Origin of the sequence: Exiguobacterium sp. s35 (genome assembly GCF_018617535.1) — a bacterium.
Taxonomy (GTDB): domain Bacteria; phylum Bacillota; class Bacilli; order Exiguobacteriales; family Exiguobacteriaceae; genus Exiguobacterium; species Exiguobacterium aestuarii.
The window spans coordinates 1,491,691-1,516,587 of sequence record NZ_JACSKI010000001.1 but is presented as its reverse complement, the minus strand read 5'-3'; the positions used below and the strand labels follow the sequence as shown (position 1 = coordinate 1,516,587).

General features: G+C 50.4%; 23 protein-coding genes. 9 read left to right on the top strand and 14 right to left on the bottom strand.

The features are described 5' to 3' along the window. The first annotated feature begins 80 nt into the window (after nucleotides 1-80). The gene (locus KNO75_RS07805) at nucleotides 81-581 is read left to right on the top strand and encodes a YdcF family protein (protein ID WP_214793516.1); all 501 of its coding nucleotides are present in this window, start codon (nucleotides 81-83) and stop codon (nucleotides 579-581) included. Nucleotides 582-601: 20 nt separating this feature from the next. On the opposite strand, the gene KNO75_RS07800 is transcribed toward KNO75_RS07805, so the two are convergent. The 3 genes from KNO75_RS07800 to KNO75_RS07790 form a co-directional block, all read right to left on the bottom strand. Beyond that, a complete protein-coding gene (locus KNO75_RS07800) occupies nucleotides 602-2,422 on the bottom strand; it encodes an acyltransferase family protein (protein ID WP_214820847.1) in 1,821 nt (606 codons plus the stop codon). Between the two features lie 155 nt (nucleotides 2,423-2,577). After that, nucleotides 2,578-3,762 (bottom strand): chromate efflux transporter, encoded by a 1,185-nt coding sequence (chrA, locus tag KNO75_RS07795; protein WP_214820845.1) that lies wholly within the window; start codon nucleotides 3,760-3,762, stop codon nucleotides 2,578-2,580. 4 nt (nucleotides 3,763-3,766) lie between these two features. Then, nucleotides 3,767-4,075 carry a PadR family transcriptional regulator gene (locus tag KNO75_RS07790; protein WP_074036378.1) on the bottom strand — a complete coding sequence of 103 codons (309 nt, stop codon included), beginning with the start codon at nucleotides 4,073-4,075 and terminating at the stop codon, nucleotides 3,767-3,769. A gap of 200 nt (nucleotides 4,076-4,275) precedes the next feature. Between KNO75_RS07790 and KNO75_RS07785 the strand changes: the two genes are divergently transcribed. Next, a complete protein-coding gene (locus KNO75_RS07785; RefSeq protein ID WP_353047554.1) occupies nucleotides 4,276-6,960 on the top strand; it encodes an HD domain-containing phosphohydrolase in 2,685 nt (894 codons plus the stop codon). 43 nt (nucleotides 6,961-7,003) lie between these two features. Here KNO75_RS07785 and KNO75_RS07780 read toward each other — a convergent pair whose 3' ends face one another. The 3 genes from KNO75_RS07780 to KNO75_RS07770 are packed head-to-tail and all read right to left on the bottom strand — an operon-like array spanning nucleotide 7,004 to nucleotide 10,168. Beyond that, on the bottom strand, nucleotides 7,004-8,104 hold the full coding sequence (locus tag KNO75_RS07780) for an ABC transporter permease (protein ID WP_214820843.1): 1,101 nt from the start codon (nucleotides 8,102-8,104) through the stop codon (nucleotides 7,004-7,006). Further along, the gene (locus KNO75_RS07775) at nucleotides 8,091-9,224 is read right to left on the bottom strand and encodes an ABC transporter permease (RefSeq protein ID WP_214820841.1); all 1,134 of its coding nucleotides are present in this window, start codon (nucleotides 9,222-9,224) and stop codon (nucleotides 8,091-8,093) included. The genes KNO75_RS07780 and KNO75_RS07775 overlap by 14 nt, the downstream gene beginning before the upstream one ends. An 11-nt stretch (nucleotides 9,225-9,235) precedes the next feature. After that, entirely contained in the window at nucleotides 9,236-10,168 is a 933-nt protein-coding gene (locus tag KNO75_RS07770) for an ABC transporter ATP-binding protein (protein WP_214820839.1), read from the bottom strand. Nucleotides 10,169-10,311: 143 nt separating this feature from the next. On the opposite strand from KNO75_RS07770, the gene KNO75_RS07765 reads away from it, so the two are divergent. Further along, nucleotides 10,312-10,707, top strand: coding sequence for a hypothetical protein (locus KNO75_RS07765; RefSeq protein ID WP_214820837.1), 396 nt, complete (start codon nucleotides 10,312-10,314; stop codon nucleotides 10,705-10,707). Between the two features lie 81 nt (nucleotides 10,708-10,788). Here the strand turns inward: KNO75_RS07765 and KNO75_RS07760 are convergent, their stop codons facing one another. The 8 genes from KNO75_RS07760 to KNO75_RS07725 all read right to left on the bottom strand — a co-directional run bounded on the left by KNO75_RS07760 (nucleotide 10,789) and on the right by KNO75_RS07725 (nucleotide 18,794). Continuing rightward, nucleotides 10,789-11,688 carry a CAP domain-containing protein gene (locus KNO75_RS07760; protein ID WP_214820835.1) on the bottom strand — a complete coding sequence of 300 codons (900 nt, stop codon included), beginning with the start codon at nucleotides 11,686-11,688 and terminating at the stop codon, nucleotides 10,789-10,791. A gap of 114 nt (nucleotides 11,689-11,802) precedes the next feature. Further along, nucleotides 11,803-13,038 carry an exo-beta-N-acetylmuramidase NamZ family protein gene (locus KNO75_RS07755; protein ID WP_214820833.1) on the bottom strand — a complete coding sequence of 412 codons (1,236 nt, stop codon included), beginning with the start codon at nucleotides 13,036-13,038 and terminating at the stop codon, nucleotides 11,803-11,805. Nucleotides 13,039-13,214: 176 nt separating this feature from the next. Beyond that, entirely contained in the window at nucleotides 13,215-14,825 is a 1,611-nt protein-coding gene (locus KNO75_RS07750) for a C39 family peptidase (protein WP_214820831.1), read from the bottom strand. Between the two features lie 92 nt (nucleotides 14,826-14,917). Continuing rightward, entirely contained in the window at nucleotides 14,918-15,676 is a 759-nt protein-coding gene (locus KNO75_RS07745) for an ABC transporter permease (RefSeq protein WP_214820829.1), read from the bottom strand. Beyond that, complete coding sequence (locus tag KNO75_RS07740; RefSeq protein WP_214820828.1) at nucleotides 15,676-16,524, bottom strand: ABC transporter ATP-binding protein; 849 nt, start codon at nucleotides 16,522-16,524, stop codon at nucleotides 15,676-15,678. Before KNO75_RS07740 ends, KNO75_RS07745 begins: the two co-directional genes overlap by 1 nt. Continuing rightward, a complete protein-coding gene (locus KNO75_RS07735; RefSeq protein WP_078147432.1) occupies nucleotides 16,521-16,727 on the bottom strand; it encodes a PLD nuclease N-terminal domain-containing protein in 207 nt (68 codons plus the stop codon). Before KNO75_RS07735 ends, KNO75_RS07740 begins: the two co-directional genes overlap by 4 nt. A 111-nt stretch (nucleotides 16,728-16,838) precedes the next feature. Continuing rightward, nucleotides 16,839-17,252, bottom strand: a complete 414-nt coding sequence (locus KNO75_RS07730; RefSeq protein ID WP_214793549.1) for a universal stress protein — start codon at nucleotides 17,250-17,252, stop codon at nucleotides 16,839-16,841. 69 nt (nucleotides 17,253-17,321) lie between these two features. Next, nucleotides 17,322-18,794 (bottom strand): SulP family inorganic anion transporter, encoded by a 1,473-nt coding sequence (locus KNO75_RS07725; protein ID WP_214821741.1) that lies wholly within the window; start codon nucleotides 18,792-18,794, stop codon nucleotides 17,322-17,324. A gap of 209 nt (nucleotides 18,795-19,003) precedes the next feature. Between KNO75_RS07725 and KNO75_RS07720 the strand changes: the two genes are divergently transcribed. Genes KNO75_RS07720 through KNO75_RS07695 form a run of 6 tightly spaced genes read left to right on the top strand, consistent with a single transcriptional unit; the run spans nucleotide 19,004 to nucleotide 24,733 of the window. Next, complete coding sequence (locus tag KNO75_RS07720) at nucleotides 19,004-19,321, top strand: ArsR/SmtB family transcription factor (protein ID WP_214820826.1); 318 nt, start codon at nucleotides 19,004-19,006, stop codon at nucleotides 19,319-19,321. Between the two features lie 12 nt (nucleotides 19,322-19,333). Next, nucleotides 19,334-19,693, top strand: a complete 360-nt coding sequence (gene arsD / locus KNO75_RS07715; protein WP_483297999.1) for an arsenite efflux transporter metallochaperone ArsD — start codon at nucleotides 19,334-19,336, stop codon at nucleotides 19,691-19,693. Nucleotides 19,694-19,706: 13 nt separating this feature from the next. Next, the gene (gene arsA / locus KNO75_RS07710) at nucleotides 19,707-21,464 is read left to right on the top strand and encodes an arsenical pump-driving ATPase (protein WP_483297998.1); all 1,758 of its coding nucleotides are present in this window, start codon (nucleotides 19,707-19,709) and stop codon (nucleotides 21,462-21,464) included. Further along, nucleotides 21,461-21,739 carry a Fe-S cluster assembly protein HesB gene (locus KNO75_RS07705; RefSeq protein ID WP_214820819.1) on the top strand — a complete coding sequence of 93 codons (279 nt, stop codon included), beginning with the start codon at nucleotides 21,461-21,463 and terminating at the stop codon, nucleotides 21,737-21,739. Before arsA ends, KNO75_RS07705 begins: the two co-directional genes overlap by 4 nt. A gap of 36 nt (nucleotides 21,740-21,775) precedes the next feature. Then, on the top strand, nucleotides 21,776-23,062 hold the full coding sequence (locus tag KNO75_RS07700; RefSeq protein WP_214820817.1) for an arsenic transporter: 1,287 nt from the start codon (nucleotides 21,776-21,778) through the stop codon (nucleotides 23,060-23,062). A 12-nt stretch (nucleotides 23,063-23,074) separates the two neighbouring features. Further along, nucleotides 23,075-24,733, top strand: coding sequence for an FAD-dependent oxidoreductase (locus KNO75_RS07695; protein ID WP_214820815.1), 1,659 nt, complete (start codon nucleotides 23,075-23,077; stop codon nucleotides 24,731-24,733). Nucleotides 24,734-24,897: the final 164 nt, after the last annotated feature.

Here is a 24,897-nt window from a genome sequence, read left to right as displayed (position 1 = left end):
TGTAAAAGTGCCGAATCCGTGCATTCGTTTCATTTCTTGGAGTATGGTTAAGGGAGAATGTATGAAATGTAGGTGACCACATGAGAACGAACGCAACGGGGAAATATCGCTTCGTATTGATTCTTGGAGCAAAGGTCAACGGCATCTCTCCATCGAGAGCGCTCCGACATCGGATTGACGTCGCTGCCGCTTATGCGAAGATGTATCCATATGTAGAGCTCATTGCAACAGGAGGGCAAGGCCCAGACGAAGGCATGGCCGAGGCGCTTGTGATTGAACGGGAACTGATTGCGCGTGGAATTGAACCGTACCGGATCCATGTCGAAGCGACCTCTACTTCCACAATCGAGAACTTTCAGCATAGTCGACCGTTTTGGCAAGGTGAGACGGGGCTCACGATTGTGACGAATGATTTTCATGTCCCACGTGCCCGTCTGATAGCGAAGCTTTATTTCCAACTCGAGAGTGATGCTTTGTATGCACCGACCCCATCACTAGCAAAAGGGCGGTACGTGATCCGCGAAGTGTTGGCCTATGTGAAGCTACTCGTGCGCTATCTGTTTAAGAAAGATAAAAACTAGGCTCTTGCAGACGCAAGAGCCTAGTTTTGTTGACAGCCGATTTCTTTGTTTAAGACATCACCGAACGCTTCAGCACCTTCCACATTCAAATGGACGCCGTCGCTTTCGAAATAAGATTCTTTGCCAATCGATTGTCCATGCCAGTCGATGAGGGAGACGTTCTCGTGAAGTTCGCTTGCCCGGGCGAGCTTCTCATTAACCTCGCTTTCCCATGGTCGTGGGACGCGGGTGTTAATCAAATAGATCTGGTCCGCGCGTTCGAACTGCTTGAGGAGCGTGTCGAGTTGTTCCATCTTGAACGCCCCGTTCGTACCGAGATGAAGGAAGACGACATGACCTGGCGCACTATACGATGCATACTGAGATGCGACAGGAATGGCGTCGCGGACTTGGCGACCGATTTCAGCATCAATCTTCATGTTCGGAAACGCGTCTGCCAAATATTCATTCAACCCGAGCATGACCGAATCGCCAATCGCGAGTGCCGGTGGACAACTCTGTTCCTCCAGCTTGTCGGTCGGTGGAGGCGTCACATCTGTGGCCGCTTCTTCCGACTCATTTGTTTCGGCTTCTTTCGGCACGTCAGGTGTCTCTTCTTTTGGCATCGGCACTTTCACGACCGGAATCTCATCTTGAACGGGCTTCGATTCAGAGAAGGCCAGGATGGTCAAATTACCGACGAGCACGAGCGAGAGTGCGGTCGCACAAGCCGTAGCCGCAAAACGCGCGCTCGGGTGTGTCGGTGTCGAGACGAGCTGACGGAACGACGCGATGAATCCGTTCCGACGAATCGGCGTCTCGATGAAGCGATACGACAACTCAGCAATCAACAGTGTGAGTGCGACCTGACCGACCGCGAGGAGCGGTGAAAATGTTCCGAGTCGTTCGAGTGGTGTCGTCAAAATAATGACCGGGTAGTGCCATAAGTAAATCCCATATGTCCGTGTACCAATCACACGAATCCAAACGCTTCCAAATAGACGTGACCAAATCGTCGCCGGATGGGCGACCGCGGCAATCAAGATTGCGGATAAGAACGCGACGAGCAAGAAGCCGCCATAGTAGAGAAATGCATCATATGCGTTCACACGAGCGATGATCCCGACAATCACGATGAGGGAAATCGTACCGGCCACGTTCAAAATATGTCGCCCGATGTTGGGGATGACTTGCTTGAACGTATCCGGTCGCCAGCCGAATGCGAGCATGGCGCCCATGAGTAGGCCGAACAGACGTGTATCCGTCCCGTAGTAGACGCGGCTCGGGTCTGCTTCAGGTACATAGCGGAACGCCATCCATGTTGCCGAGACGAGTAAGAGTGCAGCGACCAATTGAAGCAACCGTTTCCGGAAGGCGAGACCGACGAGTAGAATGAGCGGCCAGACCGCGTAAAACTGTTCCTCGATCGAGAGTGACCATAAGTTTTGAAGTGGTGACGGTTTCCCAAAGCTCTCGAAATACGATACTTCATGGAAGATGTACCACCAGTTGTTCACATAAGCGAGCGCGGCGAGTGAGTCTTGCCGTACCGTATCGAGCAAGGAGCGGTCAAAGAGCGTGACGTATGTCATCACGAGTGACAACATCAAGATGAGCGCCGGTAGCAATCGACGGAAACGGGCGATGTAGAATTTTTTCAAGTCGATCGTGCCCGTCTTCGTCCACTCTCGAATGAGGATGCCGGTAATCAAATAGCCGGAAAGGACGAAGAAGACATCGACACCGAGGAAGCCCCCGGATATGTAAGGTACGTTTAAATGATATAAAATTACAGCCAACACGGCGAACGTGCGTAAGCCGTCTAGGCCAGGCATATACGTTGTATGTTTGAGTGGTTGCATGCCCCCACTTCCTTTCTAGTCAAAGCGGACATTTCCCTTTTTTTAGAATCCATTCTTCAGTATAACGAGTGGGGGAAAAGGAGTGGTTTCAAAAGATTTACAATCAACTCTGATTAAAAAGTCCACAAAAAAAGGGACGCGAGGTCCCATTGTGATTACATCATCTTAATGAACATTCCACCGATGACACCAGCGATGACGAGTGCCCAAGGTGGTAATTTCCAGTAGGCGATCATGACGAACAAGAAAGCGGCGAAGACGAAATCAACCGCGCCATTGACGGTACTCGTAAAGATTGGGCTGTAGAATGCCGCAATCAAAATACCGACGACCGCCGCGTTCACGCCGATCAACGCTCCAGCGACTTTCGGATTGTGACGAAGTGCATCCCAAAACGGGAGTGCCCCGAGAATGAGCAAGAACGCCGGCAAGAAAATAGCGACCGTCGCCAAAATCCCGCCCGGAATACCGTTGATGACTGTCCCGAGATAGGATGCGAACGTGAACAAAGGTCCCGGAACGGCCTGTGCGGCACCGTATCCTGCGAGGAACGCTTCTTCGCTCAAGAAACCTGCAGGGACGAGCTCACGTTCGAGGAGTGGCAAGACGACGTGTCCGCCACCGAAGACGAGTGCACCAGCACGATAAAAACTATCAAATAGAGCGATTGTCTGGTTTTCAAACGTTTCTCGTAAAATTGGCAAGATGACGAGAAGTGCTCCGAATACTGACAATAAGACGGCACCGAGACGTTTTGAAATCGGGAACGTGCTCGATTTCGCATCGAGACGATCTGGCTTGAACAATAAGAACCCAGCGACAGCAGCGACGAGGATGACGAGTACTTGGCTAAATGTCGTCTGCCAAAGCAATACGCCAGCGAGTGCGAAGAAGGCAATCGTTTTTGTCTTCGTATCAGGTGTGAGCTTACTTGCCATCCCTAAAATCGCATGGGCTACGATGGCGACGGCAACGACTTTCAAGCCATATAACCACCCGGCATCGGATACATCGAGACCAGATAGTGCCAAAGCGAATAGCATAAGCGCGACGACCGACGGGGTCGTGAATCCGATGAACGAGGTGATTCCACCTAGTATCCCGCCACGGACGATGCCGATGCCGATTCCGACTTGCGAACTCGCGGGGCCGGGCAAGAATTGACATAAGGCGACGAGGTCGGCATATGCCTTCTCGTCCATCCATTTACGCCGTCTTACATATTCCTCATGGAAATAGCCAAGGTGGGCGACCGGTCCACCGAACGATGTCAGGCCGAGTCGAGTTGAAACGAATAAAATCTCTAGTAACGTCTTGAACGTCACACGTTGTGTCCTCATATCTTCACTCCTTAATTTCTTTAAATAACTCATAAGCTTTTTGACGGGCTTCTTGTAAGACTGAGAGTCCTTTTTCGGTCGTCACGTAATTTTTTCGGACGTGTCCATCGACCGTCTCATTTTCACGGACGAGGAGACCATCCTTCTCCATGCCATGTAAAATCGGATAGAGTGTACCGGCACTGATTTCATAACCGTGCTCCCGAAGTTCATCGACCATCCATGCCCCGTATACCGGATGTTCAGCGGCATGATGCAGGATATGAATGTGGATGAATCCGAGGAACAGCTTCCGCAGGACGCGGTCTTCCATACGTGTCAACTCCTTGTTATCGAAATTCGATATCGGTTTTCGAAATCAGTCTAACAAACGAGTTAAAAGGAAACAAGCTATCTATCTGCAGTTTACAAAACTTTATAATAAGCAGAAGGGAATGAGTTCGGAAAAAATAGGGAATCTATCACAAATGAGGTAAACTAGGTATTGAGTTTATTTGCTGAGGAGGAAGTGACGTGACAAACCCCATTCATTCTTCATACGATACATTGTTGCGCCATATGCCCCAAGGCTACGTCGAGTTTAAAGTGATTTACGACGATGCTTCGGAGCCGATTGACTATGAATTTTTTGAAGTGAATCCTGCCTTCGAGAAGATGATGAAAGGGAAACGAAAACATTTTATTGGACAGAAAGTGTCGGCGGCACTGAAGGATTTTGAATATAGCGAGCGTGAATGGATGATTCAAGTGGCACGGGTCGTCAGCGATGGCGGTACGGTGACGTTTGAGCATTTCTCACGCCGCAATAAATCATGGTACGAGATGTCCGTCTTTAGTGAACGAAAAGGCTTTGTCTCCGTGATGTTTCATGACATCACCCGGCATGTGCAAGAAAACAATGCCTTAAAGCAGCTCGTGAACGTGTCGCATCGTTTCGTTTCTACCGGTAGTGATTTGTTGATGAACCAACAGTTCCTGGATCAGATTCGTGATTTCACTGGGGCGAAAGCGGTCGCGCTGAATTTGATGGAATCCGACGGTGAATCGTATACGACGGTTGCGTTGTCCGGCATGGATGAGATGTTAGAACGAAGTCTTGATGTGTTAGGGTTTCATCCGGTCGGGAAGAAGTGGCCGATGACCGACCAACGACGTGAACTGTTCAGTCGATCGAATCCGCTCGTGTTTGACGGGATTGATCCGTTGATTGACGGTGCACTTCCGAAACGGCTCGTCAAAAACTTACTTCGCATCTTCTCGCTTGGAGAGGTCGTCCTCTTTAAAATCGAGAAAAATGGGATACTATATGGAGATTTGACGATTGTGATGCAGGAAGGGAAAGTGGCGAATCGACTTGGACTTGTCGAATTGTATCTCGTCCATGTACTCGAGCAACTAATCAAAGCCGATCGCCAAGTCGGTGAGACGAAGAAGTCGATGTTCGATGGATTCGCAACACTCGACTTGGAATGCATCATGGCGCTCAATACGCGTCAAATCTTACATTTAAATGATACGTGGGAGCGGGTGCTCGGCTATTCGCTTGACGAACTGGAGAATATGGATTTCCTCAGCTTGATTCACCCGGACGATGATGGCATCACGGAAGCTGCCTTTGCAGAACTTGAGGAACGGGGAGAGCTGTTCCGTTTCGTCAATCGTTTCCGGACGATTGATGACACATATCGTTCGATCGAATGGCATTGTAAACTTCAGGGGAACTATATTTACGCTGTCGCGAAAGACGTGACGGACCGCGTTCAGTTAGAAGAGAAGTTGGCCGAACGGGACCGTTTGTTAACGAAACTTTCTGATCAGATCCCAGGTGCCATCTATCAGTTCGAGTTGTTGCCAGATGGAAGCTTCAACTTCCCATTCTTCAGTCGTGGCTTTGAAGACATGTTGGGAATCTCTGCGGAAGAAGTCCAAGCAGATGCCGGACTCGTCTTCCGTCGGATGCATCCCGATGACTATCCTCACGTCATGCAGTCGATTGATGAATCTTATCGGAATTTGACGATTTGGGACGCCGAGTTTCGTGTATTGACCGAGGACGGACGGACGATTTGGATTTTAGGCTCGTCCCGTCCAGAGAAGATTGCCGACGGTCATGTCCTTTGGCACGGCTACATCGGTGACGTCACGGAGAAGAAAAAGTATGAGAAAGAAATCGAATATTTGAGTTATCACGACCAGTTGACAGGTGCCAAAAACCGTCGTTACTTTGAAGAAGCGCTTGAACGTTATGACGATGATGCGTTTTATCCATTGTCACTGATCGTCATCGATATTAATGGACTGAAATTGACGAACGATGCGTTCGGACACTTGATTGGTGACCGATTACTCGTCGAAGCGGCGAATATTTTACGGAATGAACTGCGGGCGAAAGATGAAGTGGCACGCATCGGCGGGGATGAGTTTGTCGTCATTTCACCAAATACGACACTTGACGAGGCGAAACAACTGTCCGACCGTTTGAGCCGACTTTTCCTCGGGAAAACGGTAGAAGGACTTCCGATTTCCGCATCGTTCGGTGAGGCGGTCAAACACGATGCGTCAATCGGATTGACGGACGTCTTCAATTTAGCGGAAGACCGGATGTATCATCATAAAGTGTCCGAGAAGCAGAGTCGCCGTCATCACTCGATTCAACTGATCATGCGTACGCTTTATGAGAAGATTCCGCGTGAAGAGGCGCACTCTCAGCGTGTCGCGAATTTGTCTGGGAAACTTGCGGAAGCGATGGGCTTCACGAGCGCAGAGGTGAATGAAATCCGAACAGCCGCCATTTTACACGACATCGGAAAAGTGGCAATCAGTAACGATATTCTAGATAAGCCGGGTACTTTGACGGAGCCCGAATGGCGCGAAATCAAACGTCATCCCGAAGTCAGTTACAATATTTTAAGTACGGTCCCTGAATATGTCGCCTTATCTGAAATCGTTTTGGCACACCACGAACGTTGGGATGGAAACGGATATCCGAAAGGAATCAGTGAATACGAGATTCCGCTCGCTTCCCGTATCATCTCAATCGCCGATACGTTCGATGTTATGGTGACAGGTCGTCCTTATCGTCAGGCGAAGACGATTGAAGAGGCGCTCGCCATCATCCAACAAGAGGCGGGCAAGCAGTTCGACCCAATGCTCGTCGATGTCTTCTTTGAAAAAGTCGTACCGACACTGCAACAATAAAAAAGAGCGAGTCCTTCCACACAGAATGGGAGGACTCGCTTTTTCAAATGGTAAGCGGACGCTTCTTCAATACGAGAACCGTCAACACGAAGACGATACCGGTCATGCCGATCATGACGAGAATGGAGAGGAATGGGAACTGTCCCTCGTACATAGTGATCACCCCGTTGTTCAACCAATAGGTCGGTAAGAAACGACCAACCACTTTTAATGATTCCGGTAACCACAGCAGACTGATGAATGCGCCCCCGGTGATGGCGGATGCCATTGTGACCGAAATTTGAAAAATATTCGCTTTCTCCCGATTTGTCGCAAAGACGGCGATGAGTCCTCCAAATGCCAGGCAGACGAGCAGGTAGGCCGAGAACAAAGCGAAGACGGTCGGGAGATGAGTCCACACGTCTTGACCATAAAGGACGAGACTCACACCAATCAACAGCATGACATAGACATAGCCGACGAGATAGAAGGCGAGGAGAAGCGATGCGAAATAACGCCGGGGTGTCACCGGTGAGGCGAACAGGCGGGCGTAGATTTTCTCGTCTCGGTCGTCCGCGACAAACATCGGGATGAACTGGAGAAACGTCGACATCATGATGAACGACAAGAGACCGAAAAAGGCTTGCGTACGCGCGGTAGTGGCGACGCTCTCTTGGAACGGTTCGCTTGATAGCGTGTAGCCGTTTTCTGTCTCCTTAGCCGCAAGTTGTTCGAACGTTTCTTCATCAAATCCGCTCGCCTCGAGAAGTTGACGTTCACGCGACAAATGACCGTTCAGTGCCTGTTCGACCAAAGCAGCATCACTGCCCGCAATCGCGGAGAACGAAAGACGGGGCATGTCCTCGTCAAAGGCTCGTTCTGTAAAATTCTTTGGGATGAGGAGTACGATATCTTCACCCTCTAACAAGACGTCCTCGCCACTCGTCTCAAGTAAGGTGACGCGTCCAAAGCGCTCGGCTTCTTCAATAAGACGCTCGGCAAGAATGCCCCCATCCTCATCGACAATTCCAATCGATGCATTGAGACTCGAGGTACTCCCGACGAAGGATAAGATGAGCGCGAAACCGAACATCGACACGAACGTGAACACCCAGAGCCCTTTCTTTCGGAGCATCCGTTTGGCCACGTGCCTAATGAGTACCATGGCGCTTCACCCCTTTCGACAGAATATAGCTGAGCACGATGAAGACGAGCAGATGGATGCCGAGTAAGCCGAGGCTTTCCCAATAGACGCGCATATCACCTTCACGAAGCATGACGGCGAGCATCCCATCCCGCATAAAGATGGGCATGAACACATAAGCGGCCCACGGCGCATAGTTTAGCGTCACTTGATCGAATCCGGGAACGTAGCCACCCGATAAAATCATGATGATGGCGACGAATCCGTTGACGATCGCATCTCTCGTCGTCGTACTCAGCTTTGGAAGGTTGACGATGACAAACCCGATGGCGACTCCATATGCAGTCAAGGCGAGCCAAGCGAGGATTAAATAAACGAACTGAACGTTTGCCAAATCAAACGTTCGATAGACGAAATGGCTGAACCAAAACAATAAGATGAGCTGAAGTAAAATGATGACGTAGCGGCTGAACGTCCGCGCGAGCCGATACTGGATGGTTCGGACAGGAGCGGCTTGAATCCGTAAATAACTGCCCGTGTTCGGCTGTTCTTCCCGTGCCATCGCGGTGATATAAAACGACCCGAACAAAGCGGTCATGATCGAGATGGTGACGGTGAAATATTCGAGTGAGGTCGGGGTCCGTCCCGCGAGGTCGACACTCTCGGTATCAAGCCACGACTCATTCTCGTACGGGGCCGACACACCGGCCTCCGCGAGCGTGATCTGTTGGTTGGCAATCGCTGTATACTGACCGAGAATGGCTTCGAGTACGTCAAACTCGACGGTCGTCGGCTCTTCATATAAAAGCGTGATGTCATTTTCTTCGAGCTGTAAGATGACGTCCGCATCCCCATCGTTCACGCCACTCTCGGCTGACGTAATATCTTCGTAAGGGACGAGCCGGATGAACGCCTGAATGTCTTCGTCATTCAAAAAGTTCTCAAGTGGCTCACGATACTGATCGGTTGATGATTCGACGTACGCGACATTTGTGACGGGCAGTTTGAACGTGTCACTAAAGACAGCCGATAACATCGTCCCGAGACCGAAGATGAGGATGAGCGGGAAGAGGAGCATCCAAAAAAGTGTGGCACGGTCTCGGAGTCGCTGTTTCACATCATATTTGATGAAAGTCCACATGAAATCGCCTCCTATTCCCGGAGTGTCTTCCCGGTCAATGCCAAAAAGACGGTATTGAGGGAAGGGCGGTCGACCGTGATGGATGTGAAGTGAACATGTTCCTGATGGAGCGTGTCAAGGAGCGGGGCGAGCGGCGTATCTTTATCGAGTGACACCTCGATATATGGTTCTTCATATTGCACTTTTTGAACGTGGTCGAGTGCATCGAGTCGTTCAAGCAGATGGGGCGTGAGTGCATCGACTTTGATACGGGCCGTCTCAAGCGTCATGACACGATCTTTCAGTTCATCTTGCGTCCCTTCGGCGATGATTTTCCCTTCGTCGACGATCGCGATGCGGTCACAGAGTAGCTCGACCTCTTCCATATAGTGTGATGTATAGATGATGGTCGCCCCGCGACGATTCAGCTCACGGATGTTCTCTAAGATCGTGTTCCGTGACTGCGGATCGATGGCGACGGTCGGTTCATCCATGAAGATGAGTTCAGGTTCATGGACAATCCCGCATGCGATGTTGAGGCGACGGAGGAGACCGCCAGACAGTTCGGGTGGTCGTTTCTTTTGGTGGGCATCGAGTTCAACGAAAGCAATCGCGGCCTCGGTCTTTTGTTTCGCTTCTTTGGGACTGAATCCATACAATTCGGCGAAAAACTGGACGTTCTCATAGACGGTCAGCTGATCATAGACGGAGACATGTTGCGGGACAATTCCGACACGTCGCTTGATGGACAGTTCGTCTTTTGGCATCGATTGTCCAAAAATCTGAATCGTCCCTGAGTCGGCTTCATACAAATTCAGCATGACGGAGATGGCGGTCGTCTTACCGGCCCCGTTCGGACCGAGAAGTCCGAAGAGCTCTCCTTCTTCGACGTTTAGACTGAGATTGTTCAAGGCGAGTGTGTCCCCGAACCGTTTCGTGACATGGTCGAGCGAGATGATTGACATAGTGCACTCCCTTCTGTTGAAACAGACGTATCATTCTACACAAAGGTGTTCGAGAATTGTCACGAATATACCTGTCCGAACGGGTTGAAATGTGCAATAATCTAATTATTCAGATAATTATTGTGTCGAAATGAGGGATTGGGATGAAAGGGTGGCAATTCAACAAACATGAGGGGGCGTTATTCCCGGACGAGATTGTACTTTCTGCTTTTTGTACAGTCGAACCGAAACGTATGGATTCGACGTTACCGTTTTACTATGACGAGTCGATTTTTCGATTCACGAATAAAGAAGAGACGTTCTACTTTAAAATATCACCGAGCTATCACGAGTTTGAAATCAATGTGAAAGACCGGGAAGGGCAACTCCTCTACTATCAGTTGCTTCGGACCGTCAGCAAAGTCGAAATTTTAGAAGACCGGCGCGATCATGCGGAGTTGTTGATTGTCCTCGCAGAAGACCGGAAGCGGACCGTGACGTCAATCGAATTGACCGTCCGACCGCGTTTTCGTGTGCTCGTGAAAGAGCATGAAGTGTAAATGTATAGGAGTTTGAGCGGATGCGTATCCGCTTTTTTTGTGCAATAAAAACCAGCCACATCTGTGACTGGTTCTGATCGATTATTTCGTTAAAAAGATTTGGACGTGAATGGTCGAACCTTGGGCATCGGTCGCTTTGCCAATCCCGAGATGTGTATAGTTCGCATTCAGTATGTTGGCACGGTGACCGCTGCTGTTCATCCAGGCGTCAACTGCCCGAATTGGGTCACTCGAACCCTTGTAAATGTTTTCTCCCCATCCCCGATATGTCACGTTATAAGCATCTAACGTGTCACCAGGTGTACCGTTCTCCTTCAACGTATGTGAGAACTGGCCCGTCCGAGCCATTTCATCCGCCCGGACTTGTGCGACAAGGTTCGCTTCGTTTGAAGCGGCGAGAAGCGATAAGCCGGCTGACTGTCGTTCTCTGTTCGTCTCGGTCAACACGTTAGTTGGAGACGTGAAGCTGACATGTTTGGCTTGAAGATATCCGATGTAAGATCCGTAACGGACCTTATACCAACGTGATGTCCCGGTATAGCGATAGGAGATGGTTTCGAGTGAAGTGCCTTGACGTAAAAATTTCACGTTCGATGACGTTGTCAGCGGCGCAGATTTCACGTATACGCTCGAAGGTTTCACAAAAGTCGGTGTCGTGAAAGGAACTTCCGCTGTAGACAAACGGACATAATCCCCAGGCACATAGGCATAGCCATTGCCCCATTGAATCTTATACCAGCGCTCTCCGTTCACGAAAAAGGTGGTGCGCACGCGCATCGAGCCGTCTCGGGCAATCGCCGATAGTCTTGGGGCACTGAGCGATGGAGTAGGGCGCGCATATAATTTACTGATGTTTGTCACATATCCTTTCGTGTTGACCGATACTTCCGTATACGCATGTGCAACGATTGGTTGTTGCGACAATGTTGACGATAGCGAAACGATGAGGGTCAAGAGAAAGGCAGTCATGATTTTTTTCAATTCGATCGACTCCTTTTATCGGACTCCCTATATTCTATATTGTTTGGTCGATTTTTGGTTTTACCATTTCATTACAAAAAAAGATGGACTCTTCTTGAGCCCACCCTCGCTTCATTATTTGTAAAGTAAATATTCTTTTCGGATTGGAAGGAACGCGTCTCGTTCGTCCTCAATTTTCGTCAGGATTTCTTCAAGTGGAGCCCCTTCAAGAATCATGTCTTTGACGTAAGCATTCCCTGTCAATTTCGTGATAAAGTCGTTCGCTAAAAACTCAAAGTCATCGGGATATAAATCGTGTGCCGTTTGAATCATCGCAATCCCGGTTTTCGTCGATTCGAATCGAGTCGGGTCGGTGACATAGACCTCGACTCCGTGCGTCAGTTTGCCCGAGTGTTTTGAGAACGTCGGAGTGAATGAGGCGGCTCGGAAGGCGACACCAGGCAAGTCAAGGTCGTTCAGCTCTTTCGCATACTCATGCGCTTGGATATACGGAGCACCAATCAGTTGGAACGGTTTTGTTGTGCCGCGTCCTTCTGATAAATTCGTCCCTTCAAACAATCCGGTCGCAGGATAGACGTTGACCGTGTCTATCGTCGGCATGTTTGGGGACGGCATGACGAACGGAAGCCCCGTATCCTCATACATCATCGAACGCTTCCATCCTTTCATTTTGACGACTTCGAGGTCGGCTTGAATCTGATACTCCGTATTGAATAGTTGAGCGAGTTCGCCGACGGTCATTCCGTGTTTCAAAGGAATCGGATAGAGCCCGATAAAGCTAGCGTATTCGGGATTGAGGACCGGACCATCGACACGAAGTCCGCCTTGGGGGTTTGGACGGTCCAGCACAACGAATGGGATATTATTCTCAGCAGCAGCCTCCATCGCATATGCCATCGTGTAAATATACGTGTAGAAGCGAGTTCCGACGTCTTGAATGTCAAAGACGAGCACATCCACATTTTTTAACATCTCAGCCGTCGGTTTCTTCGTGGCCCCGTATAAGCTGTATACCGGCAATCCTGTCACTTCATCGATATACGAACTGATGGTGGAGCCGGCTTGGGCGTCGCCTCGAACCCCATGCTCGGGCCCATACAGAGCCGTCAATTCGAAATCATCGGACTGGTCGAACAAATCGACGATGCTCGTCCGCTCTGCATTGATCCCGGTCGGATTCGTGATCAGCCCGACTCGTTTTCCTTTCAAGATGTCCGGATTCTCCATCAAGCGATCGACACCTAGTTCGACCTTTGGCTTTTTCGAATCTGACTTCGCGTCCGCATCAAGCAAGACGATTGAGGTCGAGAGTAGTGTCAATGCCGCCATACCACCTATCCACTTTTTCATTCGAGTTCCTCCTCTTCATGTTGTAAGCGCTTTAATTTCTTAACAGGAGTGTATCATTTAGAAATTTAATTTCAATATTTTATAACAAAAATAGGAATTTATATTTCTGATTTTCGTACTATCGTCCTATCAAGATACAAAAAAACGCGTCTTTCATATGAAAGACACGTTCAAGATTATCTGACCGCGAGCGCTTTCCATCCCGTGGCGCCCATGACGGCGCTCACTTTTGATTTCGGGACGACGAGTCGACCACGGTATGGGTCGTTGATGTATAGATTCGATTTGTCATAACCTGTCGCCAACATGACATGATAGTTGACGTATCCGGTGAACTTCTTGTTCGAGGCGGTATACCAATTAAAGTAGCCGTACGGTTTATTGAAGTCGACACTTGCCCACACGATAACCGGGTTACCCATCGACAGTTCCCGCTCGATCGAGGCGAGTCCTTGCCCTGACAAGTCTTTCACCGGTCGATATTTGCTGGAGAATCCAATCATCCCTTTCGGATAAATGCCGTAGTTTTTATACTTACCGAGCGTACGGCGCGGATCCCCGGTGAACATGACGTTCGGGTCGACCCAGCGGTATAACCGATTCTCATAACGCGCGTTCCACATACTTTTCGGCATCTCGTTATATAGTGTCGAGGCACTGACGGCGCGCCCTTTTTCTTCAAGTGCCATTTTAAGTGAGAAGAACTCACAACCGGACGGATACCCCATCGGGAACTGACGATAGAGGGGGACGCTCATCTTATAAATCGATAGCCGGGGAGAATAGACACCTTTCGCGTCAAACGCGGCATTGCCGATACGCTTGTTTTGATACATACGTCCGTTCGAATCGAAGTAGTACCACTGTCCCTTGATCAGCTGCCAGTCCGTCTTCTTCGTCAGTGCCGGTGCGAAATATTCATATCGTGTCGAGTACTTCCATCCGATCTCCTGTACGCCGGTCGAATGAAAGAAGTACGTCTGGTTGCCCATCTTGAATTTCCCTTTTAGACGATACCCGTACTGAGGGTGGAACCCATATGTTTTGCCATTGATCCGTTGCAGTCCATATTGCCGTTTTCCTTTTGAATCGAATAAGTAATTTCGGTCGCGCAACCGATATGTCCCTTTCAGGCTATATCCGTACGTCGGATGAAATCCGTATACGTCTTTCCCGACCCATGCCAAACCTTGACGACGGACCCCATCACTTCCGAAATAGTAAGAACGCGTTTTAATTGTTTGCCATCCCGTTGCGACTTTACCGTCGTTCAATAGAAAGTACGTTTTTCCACCGAGCGTGTACATGCCGGTACGAATCGTTCCGTCTGAAAAAATGTAATGTTTTACGCCCGCAATTGTTTGCCAACCAGAGAGGCGTATCCCTTCCGATGAGAAGTAGTACCGTTTGCCGTCGATGGTCTGGAATCCTTTGACGGGCTGACCGGTCTCGTCGTAAAAATAGACGGCCCCATCCCGTTCTTGCCATCCGGTTAGCAGCTTCCCGTCTTCACCAAAGGTATAAGTCGTTTCGTCGATGGAGTAGGTGCCCGTGATGAGGCGACCATCCGTTTCAAAATAATATGTAGCTCCGTCGATTTCTTGCCAACCTGTGAGAAGGATCCCGTCCGCATTTAGAAAATACGTATTTCCGTCAATCTGTTGCCACCCCGTCGAGATTGTCCCGTCATCCGTCTGTTGAAACGACCCTTCAGCGAAAACGAGTTGGGGACTCACCCATAGGGCACCTATGAAAAGCCCGATGCCGATTCTTCTTTTCCATCCCATCTATTGAACCTCCTCGATACGAATACAAAAGAGATACCCATATTTATCCAATGTGAAGCTGAGGCAAAGGATTCAATTGAAGAGTCAGACGTTTACGCCGAATGACTCATGAACCGCAGGCGTTTTGACGCGAGGAAAAGCGAGACGATCACGACGAGGAGTCCTGTCACGAGTGGCCAAATCAGATTCACTTCTGTGAGGAGAACCTGACTCGATAAAGGACCGAGCATCCAAGGCATCCAATCGAGGTCGATCCAACCAATCACGAGCGATATGACGAAGTGAAGACCGAGCGTCAAGACGACTGCGACGACACCACTTTCAAGAATCGCTGCGATGAAAAAGAAAATCGATAACTGAACAATGAAATGACAGATGAGGAGTGTGGTCGATATGAGAAAATCCAACCAGTCAAATGAATCAAATAAGATGATTGTATAGTATGCGGCTGCCGTTTGTGCGAGCAAAATACCACCGACGGTCAATAAGGCATAATGCGCCCATTTGCTGATGACGATGCGCGACGTCGGGATTTGTAACGACTTGAGCCAGGCGAGTGTCCCGTTCGTCCGTTCATGGCTAAACGTATGCATCGCCGACAACAAGACGACGAGGAGTCCGATTTGGCGAAGTTGTTCGCTGACGGAAATCAACACTTCTTCCGGAGTCGGTGTCGGAATATCGATGACAGCACCGTCCGGTAAGTTCCCGCCAGAAGCGAGGATATCGGGTAAGAAGTAAAGCGTGAGCGGCTGCATCGAAGCGAGGAGCATGAGCGCGATTGGAATCCAAATGAGTCGTTTGTTCGCCCATGACTCCCGCCATTCTTGTTTGAAGATTGCCGTGCGCATCAGGCATTCACCTCCAAAAACAAAGACTCGAGTGATGGATGCCCGACGTGTAGGGATTGAACAGTGACGTTCAGTTCCAGTACCCGATGTAAAATCGCCCGTTCGGCGACGTCTCGGTCCGTCGATTCAAACGTCCACGTCGAACCCGTTCTCGTCGCGCGACGTACACCTGCTAACGTGCTCCAATCCGCTTCGCTCGTCGGATCATCGAAGAGACGCAATTCAATCGTCGATTTCGAACCGAGCAAGTCTGTCACCGTTCCTTCCATCAGTAATTTTCCTTTTCGAAGCAAGAGCACCCAGTCGCTCGCTTCTTCAGCATCCGGGAGGACGTGTGTCGAATAGAGAATCATTCGCTCTCGTTTCAAGTCGCTCAATAAGTCGAGCACTTCTCGTCGTCCACGTGGGTCTAAAGCTGAGACGGGTTCGTCGAGTAACAGCAATTCGGGGTCATGGACGAGCGCCTGGGCGATGCCGAGACGCTGACGCATCCCACCGGATAGGTTCGAGGCCGGACGGTTGACCGGTTCAAGCCCGACACGCTTTAGCAGACTGACTGGGTCGATGTGTTTCGTTCCTGTCAATTCGGCGGCGTATCGAATCGTCTCGACAGGAGTGAGAGACGGGTAGAGGGCAGGACGTTGCGGCAAATAGCCAATTCGGATGTGGTCGTGTCCGCTCATCTTTCCGCTCGTCGGTTCCGTGACTCGGGCGAGCAAGTTCAATAAGGTAGTTTTGCCGGCTCCATTCTCCCCGAGTAGTGAGGTACAGCCTGGGCGCAACTCGAAACTAACATCATCGAGTGCCGTGAATGAGCCAAATTGTTTCGTCAATTGCGTCACTTTCATCGTGGTGTCCGTCCCCATAAGAAGTAGATAATAGGACCGAGAATATTGATGAAGACGATGACGAGAAGCCATACCCATTTAGGTCCGTTCGTCATGTCCCGTTTGAACAAGTCGATCAAGGCGACGACGAGCAAGATGAGTTGCAAAATGAGGACAGGTAATAGGATGAGAAAAAGTGTATTCGGATCATTTGCGATGTCCATCGTGAGACCTCCTTTAGAAAAATAGCCTACCCTTACACATTCTACAAGAATAGTGCGTCACCTGTATGGACACAAAAAATCCCCATCTCACGAAGAGACGGGGAAAGGAAATCATTTGACGATGATGACGGGAGCGAGTGCACGTTTTGCGAGTTTATGACTCACGCTACCGAGGACGAACTCTTGAAACGTGTTCAATCCGCGTGACCCGACGACGACATATTCGTATGGCTCATGGTTCGCATATTTGACGAGTTCGACTTCTGGCTCACCACGGAGTTCGATGTACTCGTAAGGGATGCCTTCTGCTTCCGTCAAATCGAACAACGGTTTCAGCATCTGTTTTCGTTTCGTTTCCAAGTCAATTTTGCCCGTTGAGTTGAGGGCCGCTTCTTTTGACTCTTTCGCACTGATGACATGCACGATGTCAATTGACGCATTCGAAGCCTTTGCGAGTTGAATCGCCTTTTCAAGCGCACGTTTCGAGTGGGCAGAACCGTCTGCCGCTAAAAATACCTTTCCCATGAAAACTCCTCCTCTTTCGCACGTTCTACATTTAGTATAGGTGATTTAATGAAGCGGGGAAACGATGAATCAATGCCCCGCGTTCGCATCTTGTTGTTTCAAGTGAAGTGCGAGCGTGTTGAGCAGTTTTTCAGAGTCTTTGTTCAAGTTGAGAAGTTCAGGTTCAATCCCGACTTCACGGTATTTGAAGACGACCTTATCGATGGCGCCGATTGCCGAGTCATCCCATAGATGCGTATTCGCAAAGTCGATGGTGACGTGTTGGACACCCGCATCTACGTCTTCGGTCACGTCAAACTGGTTGACGAATTCAGACGTGGAAGCGAAGAATAATTGCCCGTTGACCGTATAGTCCGCGCGATGTGACGTGACTTGGCGATCGAGGTCGATTTTTGAAATTTTGGCAGCGAATAAAATCGCGGCCGTCAAAATCCCACCGAGCACACCGAGTGACAGGTCATGCGTGAAGACAGTGACGATGACCGTGACGAGCATAACGACTGTGTCTGATTTTTGAGCGGTACGCATCGCTTTAAGCGAGCCCCAGTCAAACGTCGCATACGAGACGAAGAACATGACCCCGACGAGTGCACCAACTGGGATGAGCATGAGCACATCACTGATCGTCATGATCATGATGAAGAGAGCGAGTCCGGCCGTGAACGTTGAGAGACGACCTCGTGCACCAGATGAGACGTTGATGACCGATTGTCCGATCATCGCACATCCTGGCATCCCACCGAAGAACCCAGCGATGATATTCGAGATTCCTTGTCCACGAGATTCACGGTTCTTGTTTGAGTCCGTCCCAGTCATGTCGTCGACGATTTGAGCCGTCAAGAGCGATTCGATCAAGCCGACGAAGGCAAGTGAGATCGAGTATGGCAAGATGATCATGAGCGTCTCGAGCGTGAACGGCACATCTGGGAACAAGAAGTCCGGAAGTGTCGCAGAAATCGTCCCCATATCCCCGATGTTTTTCGTGTCGAGACCGAGTGTGATCGCAAGGATCGTCATGACGACGATGGCGACGAGCGGTGCGGGAATTGCTTTTGTGACACGTGGGAATAAGAAGATGATAGCAAGTGACGCGGCGACAATCGCCCAGATGATCCAGCTTTCACCTTCAAAGTTTGATAACTGTGCCTGGAAAATCAAAATCGCAAGTGCGTTGACGAATCCGACCATGACGGCGCGTGGGATGAATTTCATCAAGCGGGCGATCCCGAGATAACCGAGGACGATTTGAATGATTCCCGTTAAAATACCGGCAGCCAGTAAATACTGAAGACCGTGGTCAGCGACGAGGGAGACGACGACGAGCGCCATCGCTCCGGTCGCAGCGGAAATCATCGCTGGACGACCTCCGGCAAATGAGATGACCATGGCGATGATGAATGAGGCATAAAGCCCGACCATCGGGTTGACTCCCGCGATGAGGGAGAAGGCGATGGCTTCCGGGATGAGCGCCAAGGCGACGACAATCCCAGCCAAAATGTCGGCCCGGATATTTCCGAACCATTCGTGTTTCAACGTATTCATTTTTTCCAAAAGAACACACCTTTCCTTAATAAAGTGATTTGATCTTCGAGTCTCACGAAAATCAAAATGATACAATCCGTTCATTTTCAACGTGTTTCATCATACCGAATTCAAGGGAAAATGACAATTGCTTCGTTTGAAAAACTATGGTAATTTCATAACGTGAAGGTTATATAACGAAAATGTTATACGAGAGGTGAGGAGTCAATATGTATGCCGTAGAAGAATTGAGTAAAGTTCTCAAAGTGCTCGGGGACCCGACTCGGCTGACGATGTTGAAACAGATGGAAGCGGGCGAACAGTGCGCCTGTAGTTTCGTCGATTGTTTCGATATCTCACAACCGGCCATCAGCCGCCATTTGAAGATGTTGCGCCAGGCGGGACTCTTACTCGAACGTCGAGACAAGCAGTGGATTCACTATCGATTGAATGAGACGAGTCCATTTTATCCGCTCGTCACCGATTTGTTATCGAAGTTAGAGACAACTGAACCGAATTGTGATTGTGAGCCGAATTGTGCCATTTGAGGAGAGATGAAAATGAAAATTGAAGTGTTTGAACCAGCCATGTGTTGTCCGACCGGATTGTGCGGACCGTCCATCGACCCGGAACTGACACGGGTGGCGACGATTCATTACGTGTTACAGCAACGAGGGTTTGACATGTCACGCTATAACCTTGCGTCGGAACCGAACCGATTTGTTGAGAATGCGATCGTTCAAGCCGAAATCATGAACGGGCTCGATGTTCTCCCGATGACGCTCGTCGACGGGAAGGTTGTGAAGCGGGGCGCTTATTTGACGAATGAAGAGATGGCGGAGTTGACAGGATTACCGATTGCCGCATTCGCGAAACAAGACGGAGAAAAACCGAAAGTTCGAATCTCACTCAAAAAATAAGGAGTTGCTCACAGTGAAACCATTTGATTTTCAGGCGATGGACCCGACCCGTTATGTGTTTTTGACCGGAAAAGGTGGTGTCGGGAAGACGTCGACGGCATCGAGTCTCGCCTTGACGCTCGCCAATCGTGGGAAACACATCTTACTCGTCTCGACCGACCCGGCGAGTAATTTGCAAGACGTCTTTGAGATGGAACTCGATGAGACACCGCAAATCGTCACAGGGACGACGCTCGAAATCGCCAACTTTGACCCGGGACAGGCGGCAAAACAGTATATGGAACGTATGGTCGGTCCGTATCGTGGCGTGTTACCGGACGTGGCCATCCAGTCGATGGAAGAGCAATTGTCTGGCGCCTGTACGGTTGAGATTGCGGCATTCGATCAGTTCACAGAGCTGTTGACGTCAAAAGTGGCACGGGAACGATATGACCATGTCATCTTCGATACGGCACCGACTGGGCATACGTTGCGACTACTGACGTTACCGAGCGCATGGGATGAGTTTTTAGAGACGAATACGACCGGGGCGTCTTGCCTCGGTCCACTTGCAGGTCTTGCGGATAAGCAAGTGCAGTATAAACAAGCCGTCGAGACGCTCACTGACGCCAATGAAACGACGTTACTGCTCGTCGCGCGTCCGGAGAAGTCGACACTCGTCGAAGCGGCGCGTGCTGCGACCGAGCTTCGCGCAATCGGCATCGAGCGCATGCAACTCGTCATCAACGGTGTCGTCGAATCAAGTGAAGGGACAGACCGCTATACGAAACGATTTATCGAGCGACAACAGCAAGCGCTCGATCATCTTCCACATGGTGTCGTCGACCTCGAGACGTTCACGCTCCCATATGCGTACGAAAACCTCGTCGGGATATCCGCTCTCCAGCGTTTTGTGAGCAGAGAGCCGATCACCACTTCGGATACACGTTATGACACGAGTCGTTACGAGTCCGTCGACCAACTCGTCGACGAACTGGAAGCGGACGGTCCGAGTGTGATTATGACGATGGGGAAAGGTGGTGTCGGGAAGACGACACTCGCCTCGCTCCTTGCCGTCGCACTCCATGAACGAGGGCATGCTGTCCATTTGACGACCACAGACCCGGCCGCGCACGTTGCTCTGACGATTGGAGCAGATGTTTCAGAGACGTTCACCGTCGATGCGATCGACCCGAAAGCCGAGATTGAGAAGTATCGGACGGATGTGTTCCGAGAAGCAGGGGACATAAACGAGGAGCAACGGATGATGCTCGAGGAGGACTTGCGCTCACCGTGCACCGAAGAGATCGCCGTCTTCCGTGCCTTCGCCGATCAAGTGGCGAAAGCGAAAGACCGCTTCGTCGTCATCGATACTGCGCCTACAGGTCATACGCTCCTCCTATTAGATGCGACGGAGAGCTATCACCGCGAACTCGAACGGTCGACCGGCGTCGTCCCGGAAGCGGTCCGAATGTTACTTCCGAAACTGCGTGACCCGAAACAAACGCACGTCATCATCACGACACTCCCAGAAGCGACGCCGGTGTATGAAGCAGAACGACTCACAGCGGACTTGAAGCGGGCCGAGATTCAACCGTTCGCTTGGGTCGTGAACCAATCGTTCACGCCACTCGACGTCACGAGCAAACTATTGGTTGCGAAAGTCGCAAGTGAGACAACTTGGCTCGAACGTGTGAGCAACAATCCGCGTCCGACGATTCTCGCATGGCAAGAACAACTGCCTGTCGGATATTCGGCGTTATCTCAATTACTAAAGGAGGAAGTAAGATGAACATCACAAACGAAGCAATCGACTTTTTACAAACCGCGCTAGAAGAGGAAGAGACAAAATCGGTCCGCATCATCACAGAGGCGGGCTGCTGTGGACCGACGCTCGGTCTAGCCGTGGCTACACCAGAAGAGACAGACGAGGTGAAGCAATTCGGCACGCTCACGTTTGCCGTTGCGAAGGAAGCTGAAACGTTGGCAGAAAACGTCACGCTCGACGTCGAGTCGACAGAAGACGGCATCACACTCGTGTTACACGGTTTACAACCATCTTGCTAAAAAATAATTAAATAGAGATTATTGGAGGAACTCATTGTGCAGTGGATTGCTAGTTTAATTTTTCTCGTGACGCTCTTTCTCATCATCAAGCAACCGAAAGGCCTCGGCATCGGTTACTCGGCGATGGGGATGGCTGTCATCGCGCTCATCTCGGGCGTCGTCAATTTGGATGACGTCGGAACGGTATGGGGCATCATCTGGAATGCGACGTTTACGTTCATCGCCGTCATCATCATTTCCCTCATTTTAGATGAGATTGGATTTTTTGAATGGGCCGCCTTACATATGGCACGAATCGCCAAAGGTGGCGGGGTGAAGTTGTTCGTCTATATCACCCTACTCGGCGCGCTCGTCGCAGCGTTGTTTGCGAACGATGGGGCAGCGCTCATCTTGACCCCAATCGTCTTGGCGATGGTACGGGCACTCAAGCTTCCTGACGCGGTCGTGTTGGCGTACGTCATGGCATCCGGCTTTATCGCCGATACGGCAAGTCTTCCGTTTATCGTGTCAAACCTCGTCAACATCGTCTCAGCCGATTTCTTCGGCATCGGGTTTGCGGAATATGCGGCACGGATGGTATTCGTCAACGTGTTCGCGGTCGCGGGCAGCTTGCTCGTGTTGTATCTCTATTTCAAAAAAGATATCCCGAAGCAATATGACGCCTCTCAGTTGGCTGAACCGGCATCGGTCATCAAAGACCATACGATGTTCCGCTTATCGTGGGTCGTGCTCGCCTTGTTGGTCATCGGTTACTTCACGAGTGACTTGTTCGGAATCCCGGTCTCACTCGTCGCCGGGGTGATCGCCTTATTTTTCTTAGTGATGGCGAATCGATCATCTGCGGTGAAAACGACTCAAGTCGTCAAAGGGGCACCGTGGGCAATCGTCTTCTTCTCACTCGGGATGTATATCGTTGTGTACGGATTACAAAACGCAGGACTGACACAAGTCCTTGCGAACTTCATTGACTGGTTCGCGGTGGACGCATTCAGTGCGACGTTCGGGATGGGCTTTTTGGCAGCCATTCTATCGTCTGTCATGAATAACATGCCGACCGTCATGATTGATGCGCTCGCTATCGACTTGACGAATACGACCGGTCAGATTCGGGAAGCATTAATCTATGCGAACGTTATCGGATCCGACCTTGGACCAAAGATTACACCAATCGGGTCGCTTGCGACGCTCCTTTGGCTCCACGTGCTCCGCACAAAAGGTCTAAAAATCGGCTGGGGTGAATATTTCAAAGTCGGGATCATCTTGACGATTCCGACGCTAGCCATCACGTTGCTCGGTCTATATATCAGCTTATTACTTTATTGAGGAGTGGGTTATATGAAATTAGTCATCATTGGATCAGTTGCTGCCGGGACATCGGTCGCGGCGAAAGCGCGTCGTAATAACGAAGAGGCACAAATCACGATTTACGATCGGGACTACGACATCTCGTATTCAGGTTGCGGGATTCCGTATTACGTTGGTGGAGAAGTGGAGTCGCGAGACGATTTGACACCACGTGACGCAGCCTTCTTCAAAAAGCGTTACAACATCGACGTGATGACACGTCATAACGTGACGTCAGTAGACAAGAACGCGAAGACAGTGACAGTGGAAAACTTAGAGACGGGTGACACGTTCACGGACTCGTATGATGTCCTCGTCCTCGCGACAGGGGCGACGAGCATCATCCCACCGATTCCAGGTGTGAAGTCGGATAACGTTTTCCCGATTCGAAATATTCAACACGCAGAAGCGACACGTTCGTTCGTCGATTCGACGAACCCGAAACATGCGACAATCATCGGTGCCGGCTTCATCGGTCTGGAGATGGCCGAACAGTTGAAACTACGTGGTGTGGACGTGACGATCATCGAGCGTGTACCGCAAGTGATGCCGCCACTCGACAAGGACATGGCGTGCCGAGTCGAAGAACATCTCGAGAAGAACGGGATCGAGCTCATGCTCGGTGAGACGGTGACGGAACTTGTCGGTGACGGACATGTGGAACGTGTCATCACGGAGAGCGGCAAGGAGATTGAGACAGATTTCGTCATTTTATCGGTCGGGGTCCGTCCGAACGTCGAGCTCGCCATGAATATGGGAGTCGAACTAGGTGAGACGGGTGCCATTGCCGTCAATGAGCGCATGGAGACGAACATCCCAGACGTCTATGCGGCAGGTGACGTTGCGGAGAGCTTCTCCATCGTGACCGGAAAACCAATTTGGCGCCCGCTCGGTTCGACAGCGAACAAGATGGGGCGGACCGCTGGGGACGTCATCACGGGCGGCCATCTCGAACATCGCGGTATCCTCGGAACGGGCATCTTCAAAGTGTTCGGACTTGCCGTGGCACAAACGGGTCTCTCCGAGAAGGAAGCACGCGAACTCGGATATGACATCGAAGTGCTTCATAATACGAAACCGGACAAACCTGCCTACATGGGTGGGAAAGACATGACAATCAAAGCGGTCGCGGACCGTTCGACACGTCAATTGCTCGGCGTCCAAATCGTCGGGTTCGAAGGGGTCGACAAACGGATTGACGTCTTCGTTACGGCCATCACGCTGAAGGCGAAAGTCGACGACTTGTTCCACCTTGACCTCGCATACGCGCCGCCGTTCTCGACGACGAAAGACCCGGTCATGTATACGGGGATGGTCTTGTCGAACAGTATCGACAAGGCGGCACGACTCATCACACCGGCTGAGCTTCAGACACGAATCGATGCAGGGGAAGATATGCAAATCATCGATACACGGAAAGCGGCGCAGTTCGAGAAGGCATGCGTCGATTGTGCGGTTAATGTCCCACTCGGTAACCTTCGCGAAGCGGCGAAAGACATGGACAAGAACAAGCCGACCGTCGTCTACTGTAACGGCGGGGTCACGGGAAACGCGGCGCAGAACGTGCTTCGTAACCTCGGGTTCACCGACGTGTACAACTTGTCAGGCGGAAATAAGAACTATCAGTTGTTCAAAAAGTACGGGAACTAAGCAAGACGACGTCCATTGCGGACGTCGTTTTTTTTATACCAAGGTTTCAAAAGAAAGACAGAAGCGGAACGATTATTGAAAGAGAACGATCTGTTTAGTTCATATTCCTTAGATGGTACACAAGATGAATGATGCCAATTGACCCTTTTCTAAAATAACGTTGC

Coding starts and splice junctions, on each gene's coding strand:
- KNO75_RS07790 (WP_074036378.1), bottom strand. CDS start 4,075: ATGGAAGACCGCGTCCTGCGGAAGCTGTTCCTCGGATTCATCCACATT.
- KNO75_RS07755 (WP_214820833.1), bottom strand. CDS start 13,038: ATGAAAAAGTGGATAGGTGGTATGGCGGCATTGACACTACTCTCGACC.
- KNO75_RS07775 (WP_214820841.1), bottom strand. CDS start 9,224: ATGTGGACTTTCATCAAATATGATGTGAAACAGCGACTCCGAGACCGT.
- KNO75_RS07735 (WP_078147432.1), bottom strand. CDS start 16,727: ATGGACATCGCAAATGATCCGAATACACTTTTTCTCATCCTATTACCT.
- KNO75_RS07805 (WP_214793516.1), top strand. CDS start 81: ATGAGAACGAACGCAACGGGGAAATATCGCTTCGTATTGATTCTTGGA.
- KNO75_RS07765 (WP_214820837.1), top strand. CDS start 10,312: ATGAAAGGGTGGCAATTCAACAAACATGAGGGGGCGTTATTCCCGGAC.
- KNO75_RS07725 (WP_214821741.1), bottom strand. CDS start 18,794: ATGAATACGTTGAAACACGAATGGTTCGGAAATATCCGGGCCGACATT.
- KNO75_RS07695 (WP_214820815.1), top strand. CDS start 23,075: ATGAAATTAGTCATCATTGGATCAGTTGCTGCCGGGACATCGGTCGCG.
- KNO75_RS07750 (WP_214820831.1), bottom strand. CDS start 14,825: ATGGGATGGAAAAGAAGAATCGGCATCGGGCTTTTCATAGGTGCCCTA.
- KNO75_RS07730 (WP_214793549.1), bottom strand. CDS start 17,252: ATGGGAAAGGTATTTTTAGCGGCAGACGGTTCTGCCCACTCGAAACGT.
- KNO75_RS07800 (WP_214820847.1), bottom strand. CDS start 2,422: ATGCAACCACTCAAACATACAACGTATATGCCTGGCCTAGACGGCTTA.
- KNO75_RS07705 (WP_214820819.1), top strand. CDS start 21,461: ATGAACATCACAAACGAAGCAATCGACTTTTTACAAACCGCGCTAGAA.
- arsD (WP_483297999.1), top strand. CDS start 19,334: ATGAAAATTGAAGTGTTTGAACCAGCCATGTGTTGTCCGACCGGATTG.
- chrA (WP_214820845.1), bottom strand. CDS start 3,762: ATGAGGACACAACGTGTGACGTTCAAGACGTTACTAGAGATTTTATTC.
- KNO75_RS07720 (WP_214820826.1), top strand. CDS start 19,004: ATGTATGCCGTAGAAGAATTGAGTAAAGTTCTCAAAGTGCTCGGGGAC.
- KNO75_RS07780 (WP_214820843.1), bottom strand. CDS start 8,104: ATGGTACTCATTAGGCACGTGGCCAAACGGATGCTCCGAAAGAAAGGG.
- KNO75_RS07740 (WP_214820828.1), bottom strand. CDS start 16,524: ATGAAAGTGACGCAATTGACGAAACAATTTGGCTCATTCACGGCACTC.
- KNO75_RS07770 (WP_214820839.1), bottom strand. CDS start 10,168: ATGTCAATCATCTCGCTCGACCATGTCACGAAACGGTTCGGGGACACA.
- KNO75_RS07745 (WP_214820829.1), bottom strand. CDS start 15,676: ATGCGCACGGCAATCTTCAAACAAGAATGGCGGGAGTCATGGGCGAAC.